This is a genomic window from Streptomyces sp. NPDC057654, from assembly GCF_042800135.1.
In the GTDB taxonomy this organism is placed as follows: Bacteria; Actinomycetota; Actinomycetes; order Streptomycetales; family Streptomycetaceae; genus Streptomyces.
In genome coordinates this window covers 1-8,419 of sequence record NZ_JBHVHQ010000346.1, presented here as the reverse complement: position 1 = coordinate 8,419, position 8,419 = coordinate 1, and the positions used below count along the sequence as shown (strand labels likewise).

Sequence of the window (8,419 nt, the reverse complement as noted above, 5' to 3'; positions counted from 1 at the left end):
GCCGGTAGCCCGTCGCGATGGGCGTGCGCCGCCCGCCCTCGGCCGCCGTGGTCACGTACACGCGCGCGGTGAAGTGCCGCAGCGGGGCGATGCTGCCCGGCGCGGCCACCACGTCGCCGCGCCGGACGTCGGCCCGCTGCACGCCGCGCAGCAGCAGCGCGACGTTGTCCCCCGCCTCGGCGGACTCCATCGGCTTGCCGAACGTCTCCACTCCCGTCACATGCGTGATGCGCGTCCCGCCGGCCTGGCCGAGCAGCTGGACCTTGTCGCCGACGCGCACCCTGCCGCGCTCGACGGCCCCCGTCACGACCGTGCCGCGTCCGGTGATCGTCAAGGCGTTCTCGACGGACAGCAGGAACGGCGCGTCCGTGTACCGCATGGGCGTGGGCACATAGGTGTCGACTGCGTCGAGCAGCGCCTCGATCGCGCCCGCCCAGCGCGCGTCCCCTTCGAGCGCCCGCAGCCCCGAGACCCGTACGACCGGCACATGGTCGCCGTCATATCCGTGCGCGGTCAGCAGCTCGCGCACCTCCAGTTCGACGAGGTCGATGAGCTCACCGTCCCCCGCGTCCGCCTTGTTGAGCGCGACGACGATGTGCCCCACCCCGACCCGTCGCGCGAGCAGCACATGCTCGGCGGTCTGCGGCATGACCCCGTCCAGCGCGGACACGACGAGAATCGCCCCGTCGAGCTGCGCCGCCCCGGTGATCATGTTCTTGACGAAGTCCGCGTGCCCCGGCATGTCCACATGGGCGTAGTGCCGGGTGTCGGTCTCGTACTCGACATGCGCGATGTTGATGGTGATCCCCCGAGCGGCCTCCTCGGGCGCCCGGTCGATCCGCTCGAACGGCACGAAGGCCCCGGAGCCGCGCGCGCTGAGCACTTTTGTGATGGCGGCGGTGAGCGTGGTCTTGCCGTGGTCGACGTGCCCCATGGTGCCGATGTTGAGATGCGGCTTGGTGCGTACATACGCCTGCTTGGACATGGCTGATTCCCTCGGTTCCGGTGAGAACTGCGCGAAGACACGAGGACCCCGAAGACCGACCGACCCTCCCCCTACGGGGTCCGCCGGACAATCCGGGAAGGGTCAGCCTCGGGTGCAGTGCGTCGTGGTCATCGCCGCGAACGAATCAACCGAGTCGACGGCAGCCTTCATCGCGCCCGCGACAGCGGACGACAACGCGAAGAAGACGAACCGGACCATGCCCTCATGCTCGCGCACCGCCTCCACCGCGTCGAATGGTTTTCGGCGCGGGGGTGTTGGGGGCGGGGGCCGAGGGCGTCGGCGAGGTGGGCGGAGTCAGGTGGTTCGGTAGCAGATGGTGTAGGAGCGGTTGGGGAAGTCGGGGGAGCGCCATGTGGCCCAGCCGTGGGAGCCGCAGAAGGCGGCGTCGTGGTAGGTGCTGGTGCGGCCGGTCACCACGACGTTGGCGTTGGCGCACGACGTGGCCTGGAAGTGCGGTTGTTGGGCGGAGCCGGTTCTGAGGAGGCATGAGCCGGATTCGGCGCGGCCTGCGGCGTCCGGGTAGTTCATCGAGAGGCAGAGGACGAGGTCGAGTTGGCTCCAGCGCGTCGAGACCTTGAGGCCCTCGTCGACATTCGCGTACGCGTCGCAGCGTGCGGTGTCGGTCGTACCGGTCACGCGCGCTTTCACGGCGAAGTTGCCGGTGCGGCAGGATGTTTTGGTCCAGTTGCTGCCGGCGGAGTTGGGGCCGTAGACGCATTCGCCGGAGCGTGCGTGATAGGCGCTGCCGTACTGGTAGGTGAGGCAGAGGGCGCGTTTGTATCCGGGGTTGCTCACGGTGTAGTCGGTGTCCGGGGTGCCGTGGCATTCGCTGGTGTCCGAGGTGCCTTCGACGACCCGTAGGACTTTGAAAGCGCGGGTCGCGCAGTCGGTCGCCCGGAGGACCGGCTTTTCATACGTACCGTCGTTGGCGAGGCAGTCGCCGACGCGCGCCGCCTGGATCGCGCTCGTCGCTTCGGCGGTCGGGCTCGGTGAATCGGTGGCGTCGGCCGGTTCGGTCGTGGAATCGTCCGGCGTGCTCTCGTCGGCCGTGGGCGTATCGGTATCGGTATCGGTGTCCGGGTCCGTGGCATCCGAGTCCGACGTCGAGGGCGCGTAGCTGCGGGAACTGCTTCCGGAACTCTTTCCGTTGTCGGAGTCGCCGCTGTGCAGGTATTTCGGCAGCCATATCAGCGCCAGTACGCAGAGCACGGCGACCCCGATGGCCCCTGCGCGTACGGCCGCCGGTTTGGCGGGCTTCGGGGGCTCGTGCGCCGGGGTCTTCGCCTCGGTTTCCGCCTCGGATTTCGCCTCCGATTTCGCCTCGCTCCGCCGATCGGTCTTCTCCTCCGTCTCCGCGTCCGGGGAAGTTCCGGCCGGCGGTACCGACGAACTCGCGGACGAATTCCTCTCCCTCTCGGGCGCGGTGAGGGCGCGCAGGGCTCTCACCCTCGCCTGGATCATCGGCACGGCCTGGGCGATGGGCGGATGGGCGCCGGGTGTGACAGGTCCGGTCACGGCCGAGCAGAGTTCGATGACGCGCGCGGGCGTCGGCCGCGCGTCGGGAGACTTGGCCAGGCACAGTTGGACCAGGGCGCTCACGTCGTCGTCCAGGACGCTCAGATCGGGTTCCTCGTGCGCGATGAGGTTGATGACGCCGAGCGGGTCCTCGGCCGCGAAGGCGTCCTGCCCGGTGGCGAGGTAATAGATCGTCGCGCCCAGCGTGAAGACGTCCGACGCGGACGTGACCTGCTGCTTGCCCGTCGCCTGCTCGGGGGACTTGTAGGCCGGTGTGCCCGGTTGGGTATTCGTACGGGTCATCAGCGTGGCCGCCACGGATTTGGCGATCCCGAAATCGATGACCTGGGGGCCGGATGCGCCCAGCATGACGTTGGCGGGCTTCAGATCGCGGTGCACGGCGTCGGCCGCGTGGATGTCCTGCAATGCCCGGGCGATTCCGAGGGCGATCAGAAGGACGTCCCGGCTCGGCAGCGGGCCCTTTTCCGCCACGAGTTCCAGCAGGGAGGGTCCGCAGACGTATTCGCCGGCCAGCCACGGTTCCGGCGCGTCCGGGTCCGCGTCGAGCAGGCGGGCGGTATGACCGCCGCGAATGCGCCGGGCGACGTCGATCTCCCGGGCGAAGCGCTGGGCGAACTGCGGGTCCCGGCCCAGTTCCGGTTTCAGGAGTTTGACGGCGATCGGCCGTCCTTCAGGCGTCATGGCCAGAAAGACCCTGCCGATGCCGCCGGAGCCGAGGCGTGCCCGGAGCTCGTACGGACCGGCGCGGCGGGGATCGTCTTCCTTCAGCGGCTCGAAGCGGAATTCGGGGGCGCGGGGCGCGGCGGCCCGGCCGCGTACGAAGAGGAACTGGTCGGGCCGGCCGCTGTAATGCAGGTCCGGCAACGGCTGGACGGCCGCGTGCGGAATGCCCGTATCGTGCAGTCGGCGCCTGACCTCGTCGTGGAGATTGGCGACGGTCGCTCCGAGTGCCTGTTCGCGGTGCGCTTGCCGAACGGCCTCGGTCAGGAATTTGGTGAAATACGTCAGCCCGCCGCCGGATTCCTCGAAGAACGTCTCCTGCGAGTGTCCGCAGGCGGTCCAGATGTAGGTGCCCGCACCGCGCAGCGGGGTGGCGCTCTCGGCAAAGGCCGTGACGTTGGCGGCGGATTCGGCGTATTTCGTGGCGATGCCGGAGCAGCAGCAGTCGAGGATGAGTATCTTGATGCGCGCGGTGCTGTTGCGTTCCATTTGCTGGCGCAGGTCGCGGAGCCGGAGCGAGGTCAGAAAGCGCTGTGCGGGCTCGTCGCTCGTGTCGGTCAGCGCGAGCCCGAGGTCGTACCGGCCGTTTTCGGGGAGCGGCAGCCCATGGCCGACGTAATAGAACAACAGCACGTCGTCGACGTCACGGATCAGTGTGGTGATGGTGCGCAGGAGCTTGCCGCTGTCCCGTTCGTTCGGCAGCTCGCTGACGCGCTCCCGCGGCCATTCGCATGGCCCGGTCAGCACGTCCCGCATTTCCGTGAGGCTCTTGAGGGCGGCCGGCATGGGCCTTCGGCCCTCAAAACCGGCCGTGTACTCCGAGTTCCCCAGCAGGATCGCCCGCGACCGACCGAAGTCGATGTCGTCACGCGGGTTCATCCGGACCCTCCGGTGGCTCCGGCGACGCCGCTTGAAGGGCCTGGGCCGCGGCGAGAACCTGCGGCAGCACGGCTCCCGCGTTGCGACTCGTCACTTTGATGCGCCGATCGCCCGCTTCGACCTCGATCGCCGTCACCTGCGCCTCGATCCACAGCTGGAGCGCCCGTACCGCGGCCACGACCGGTCCGCCGGTCGCGCAGACCACCGCCAGGAAATCCCACACCGTGCCCTGGCTGTTCCGTTCCGGCGCCCGCGCCACGGGCCGCACCGCGACTCCGGGGTGCCCGCCCATCCACTCGCGCAGGTCTTCCAGTTCTCCGCCGTCATTCACATATACGCGCAGTTCAACGCTCATCGTGCAGCAACACCACAGCTTCCCCCGGCAATCCCTGCTGGTCGCCGTCCTCGTCGTCGGTGGTGAATCCTGGACAGGAGGTGCAGTCGGAGATTAGCAGCGACCTCACAGCCGGCGAACAGGCCAAAATCTCCGTTAAGAACGGTTTCCTTGGGCAATGTCACTTCGGGCATGTCACCTCGGGCAATGTCACTTCGAACAATGTCGCTTCTGCCCATACCTGCCGTTCGGAAATCGAACAGCGAATACTGCGGCCACTGCGCGACGACTGAGCCAAGGCCCCGGCCGCACCGGCAGGCGGGCAGGCGGGCCAGCCGAGGTATGAGCATGTACGCGTAATGGAGCCGTCCCCGCGCACAGCGCAGGCGCGCCGCCCAACCTTCGGTTACGCTCCAGCGGTGCTCGATCTCGCCGCGCTCTCCCCCGGCCTCGCCGCGCGCTGCGCCCGTGTCCTCTTCTCCCCGTGGTCCCGGCTGGGGCTGCTGCTCGTGCTGCTCGGCGGCGCGGCGGCGGCCGTGCTGGTGGCTCAGCCGCAGCGGCTGCTCGCCGAGGGCTGGCCGCCGCAGCTGTCGGGCGGGGCGGCCGTGGTGCTGTTCGGTGTGGCGTACGGGCTGTGCACCGCGGCGTTCGTACCGCGCCCGTTCCTCAATCTGGCGGCAGGCGCGTTGTTCGGCGCGCAGGCCGGGACCGTCTCGGCGCTGGCGGGTACGGTCCTGGGCTCGGGCATCGCCTTCGGGCTGGGCCGGGTGCTGGGCCAGCGCGCGCTGCGGCCTCTGGTGCGCGGGCGGTGGCTGACGGGGGCGGACCGGCTGCTGAGCCGGCACGGGTTCCGGTCGATGCTGGCGCTCCGGCTGTTCCCCGGTGTCCCTTTCGCCGCCGCGAACTACTGCGCGGCGGTCTCCCGCATGGGCTGGTTCCCGTTCCTGCTGGCGACAGCGCTGGGCAGCGTCCCGAACACCACCGCGTACGTGATCGCGGGCAGCACCGCGGCCGAGCCGGGTTCGCCCGTCTTCCTCGCCTCGATGGGCTTCATCGCGCTGAGCGCCCTCGGCGCGCTGATCGTCGCCTGGCGCAAGCGGGCCCGGCTCCGGGCGTCGGCCAAAGACGAACGTCCGTACGAACACGACCGGGCCGGTGACCGGGCCAGTACGTGAGGACACGGTCCCGGCTCGTCGGCGAACACTCGAAAGTGCGACCCTGCCTCACCCGCCCGGCACACCCGCGCTCCCCCGCCCCATCGCGATCCGGCACGTGAGAAGGCCGGCGACGGCCGATCGGCCCGCCGAAGAAGTCACAACCGGTCCGTTCCCCGGAATCGCGGGCGGCTGACGCCCCGTACGCCTCCCCCTACACTGACTGCCATTTGATGCAGCCCTCCCACACCCCCGCTCCGGCGCAACTCGCCGAACTGCTCCTGTCCGTGGCGGATTGGGCCAGGAGCCAGGCCCACGCGCGACTCGCCCGGCACGGTCTGACGCCCGCGCGCGGCCGGATCCTGACGATCCTGGCCGACCGCGGCTCCACGCGCGTGACGGCGCTCGCCCAGACGCTCGGGATCACCGCCCGCAGCGTGACGGAATCGCTCGACACCCTGGAACTGGACGGCCTGATCAGCCGCGTGACGGACCGCACGGACGGCCGGGCGGTGCTCGTGGACCTGACGGCCCGCGGCAGTTCGCTCATCACCGGCGGCTCCCACTCCAAGGACCAGGCGCTCCACGCGATCTTCGAAGTCCTCGACGAGGCCGAACGCCGGGAGTTCCACCGGATACTCGCGAAGATCGACGGCTCGTCCCGCGCGGGCGCCGCGCCCGGCTGACCCGGCGCCGCCGCGCGCTCCCGGCCGGACCGGGTACGTACGGGCACGGGCGTCACGCCCGTACGAGCGGGAACTCCGCAGTGTCCGGAGGCCCCCGCGGCCCTGTCACACCCTCGGACTAAGGTTCGGCTTCGAAGTCGTCGTCACCGACTGGGAGGCAGGACATGCACGACGTACGCCCGGCCCGTACAGCCGACTACCCCGCGCTCGTGAGGTGCGTACAGCAGTGGTGGGGCGACTCCCGCACCCCTGAGCAGGCGCGGGAGCTGTCGCTGCTGCTGCCCCGGCTGTTCCTCCAGCACTTCGCGGACACCAGTCTGGTGCTGGAGGACGAGACGGGGGTCCGCGCGTTCCTGGTGGGCTTCCACTCCGCGGACCGCGCGCACGAGGCGTACATCCACTTCGTCGGCGTGGACCCGCGGCTGCGCAAGCAGGGCGTGGCCCGTCGGCTCTACACCGCGTTCTTCGAGCGCGCGGCGGCGGCCGGGCGGACCGAGGTGCGCGCCATCACCTCGCCGGGGAACACCGGGTCCATCGCGTTCCACCAGGCCATGGGCTTCGCGCTGGAGGCGGGCGACCGTGAGGCGGGCGGCGTGCCGGTGCGGAGCGACTACGACGGGCCGGGCCAGGACCGGGTCGCGTTCCGCAGGAATCTCGGCGCGCCGGAGGTCCGTACGCTGGAGCCCTTCACGACGCGCGCGGCGGCGCCGCGGGACTTCGACGCCGTCGTCTCGGTGGTCGACGAGTGGTGGGGCCGCCCCGCCTCCCGGGACCTGACCCGGGTGTTCGTGAACCACTTCTACGACACCAGCCTGATCGCCGAGCGCGACGGCGAACTGGCGGGTTTCGTCATCGGGTTCCTCTCCCCGTCCGACCCGCGGGAGGCGTACGTCCACTTCAGCGGGGTCGCGCCCGCCTGGCGCCGCAGCGGTCTGGGCCGTTTCCTGTACGAGCGGTTCTTCGACAGGGCGCGGGCGGACGGCCGTACGGTCGTCAAGGCGATCACTTCGCCGCAGAACGAGCGCTCCATCGCCTTCCACAGCGCCCTCGGCTTCGTCCCGTCCGAGCCGATCGCGGACTACGACGGGCCTTCGCTGGACCGGGTCGCCTTCCGTCTCGAACTCTGAGCCGGTCCGGGCGGCGGCGGGTTTCCCTCCCCCGGGCCACTGCTCGTCCGCCCGTTCCCGTGCCTCCCTCAACCCCCGTATGAGGAAAGCACGCGGAACGGATACGGAGGCCGCGGGAAGGGCCACCCCGTTAATGCGCGATCGTGCGCATTAAGCTCCGTGGGACACTATCCGGACTGACCGCGTCACGCAATGCAGGGCGATGAACGACAGATCACACTCCCCAGACCCCGCCCCAGGCTCCTCCCCGGATTCCACCCCGGGGGCCGTCCCGGATTCCTCCCCGGATTCCTCCCCGGGGGCCGTCCCCGGGTCGGTCCGTCCCGGCGGACGCACGGCCCGTACGCGCGAGGCCGTGCTGAACGCCGCCTTGGACGAACTCGCGGACAGCGGCTACGCCGCGCTCTCCGTGGAAGGCGTCGCCCAGCGCGCGGGCGTCCATCCCGCGACGATCCGGCGGCGCTGGCGCACCGTCGAGGGCATCATGCGCGACGCGCTGACCCACAAGGGCGCGACGGAGATCCTGATCCCCGACACGGGCAGCCTTCAGCAGGATCTGCGCCTGCTCGCCCAGGCCATCGGCAGCTTCTACACGGCCTCGCGCAACCACGCGTTCCTCGCGGGGGTCGTCTCCGCCGCGTCCCTCGACCCGTCCGCCGGGGACGCCCTGCGCGACACCATCGCCGAACGCCTGCGGCTCGCCTCCGCGGTCGTCCACCACGCGGTCGAACGCGGCGAACTCCCCCCGGACACCGACGCGGAGGAGACCATCGCGGCGATGTCGGCGCCGTTCTACTACCGGATGCTCATCTCCCGCCGACCGCTCGACCCCGAACTGCCGCGGATCTCGGCCGACGCGGCGTACCACGCGGCCCGCGCCGGGGCGTTCTCGCTCGCCAGGAACGACCACAAGTGATCAGGCGCGCCGCGGGCCCGCACGCGCCCGGCCGGCGCCGCGCCCCCGGCCAATGTTGCGC

General features: G+C 70.5%; 8 protein-coding genes. 4 read left to right on the top strand and 4 right to left on the bottom strand.

Translation table 11 applies throughout. From position 1 onward, the window contains the following. The 4 genes from ACFU99_RS23830 to ACFU99_RS23815 form a co-directional block, all read right to left on the bottom strand. Positions 1-985: elongation factor Tu (locus ACFU99_RS23830; protein WP_384395145.1), on the bottom strand; the 985-nt coding region annotated here is incomplete at its 3' end. 102 nt (positions 986-1,087) lie between these two features. Beyond that, the gene (locus ACFU99_RS23825; protein ID WP_384395143.1) at positions 1,088-1,222 is read right to left on the bottom strand and encodes a hypothetical protein; all 135 of its coding nucleotides are present in this window, start codon (positions 1,220-1,222) and stop codon (positions 1,088-1,090) included. Between the two features lie 78 nt (positions 1,223-1,300). After that, a complete protein-coding gene (locus ACFU99_RS23820) occupies positions 1,301-4,141 on the bottom strand; it encodes a protein kinase (RefSeq protein ID WP_384395141.1) in 2,841 nt (946 codons plus the stop codon). After that, a complete protein-coding gene (locus ACFU99_RS23815; RefSeq protein ID WP_384395139.1) occupies positions 4,128-4,496 on the bottom strand; it encodes a hypothetical protein in 369 nt (122 codons plus the stop codon). Before ACFU99_RS23815 ends, ACFU99_RS23820 begins: the two co-directional genes overlap by 14 nt. 338 nt (positions 4,497-4,834) lie before the next feature. On the opposite strand from ACFU99_RS23815, the gene ACFU99_RS23810 reads away from it, so the two are divergent. From ACFU99_RS23810 to ACFU99_RS23795, 4 genes are all read left to right on the top strand, one after another. After that, positions 4,835-5,650, top strand: coding sequence for a TVP38/TMEM64 family protein (locus tag ACFU99_RS23810; RefSeq protein WP_384395137.1), 816 nt, complete (start codon positions 4,835-4,837; stop codon positions 5,648-5,650). A gap of 212 nt (positions 5,651-5,862) precedes the next feature. Then, on the top strand, positions 5,863-6,315 hold the full coding sequence (locus tag ACFU99_RS23805) for a MarR family winged helix-turn-helix transcriptional regulator (RefSeq protein WP_384395135.1): 453 nt from the start codon (positions 5,863-5,865) through the stop codon (positions 6,313-6,315). 164 nt (positions 6,316-6,479) lie between these two features. Beyond that, positions 6,480-7,442 (top strand): GNAT family N-acetyltransferase, encoded by a 963-nt coding sequence (locus ACFU99_RS23800; protein WP_384395133.1) that lies wholly within the window; start codon positions 6,480-6,482, stop codon positions 7,440-7,442. A gap of 355 nt (positions 7,443-7,797) precedes the next feature. Continuing rightward, positions 7,798-8,358, top strand: a complete 561-nt coding sequence (locus ACFU99_RS23795) for a TetR/AcrR family transcriptional regulator C-terminal ligand-binding domain-containing protein (RefSeq protein WP_384395131.1) — start codon at positions 7,798-7,800, stop codon at positions 8,356-8,358. Positions 8,359-8,419 lie beyond the last annotated feature (61 nt).

Excerpts from the sequence above, each read along its gene's own strand:
- ACFU99_RS23800 (WP_384395133.1), top strand. The coding sequence starts at position 6,480 with ATGCACGACGTACGCCCGGCCCGTACAGCCGACTACCCCGCGCTCGTG.
- ACFU99_RS23820 (WP_384395141.1), bottom strand. The coding sequence starts at position 4,141 with ATGAACCCGCGTGACGACATCGACTTCGGTCGGTCGCGGGCGATCCTG.
- ACFU99_RS23815 (WP_384395139.1), bottom strand. The coding sequence starts at position 4,496 with ATGAGCGTTGAACTGCGCGTATATGTGAATGACGGCGGAGAACTGGAA.
- ACFU99_RS23810 (WP_384395137.1), top strand. The coding sequence starts at position 4,835 with ATGGAGCCGTCCCCGCGCACAGCGCAGGCGCGCCGCCCAACCTTCGGT.
- ACFU99_RS23805 (WP_384395135.1), top strand. The coding sequence starts at position 5,863 with ATGCAGCCCTCCCACACCCCCGCTCCGGCGCAACTCGCCGAACTGCTC.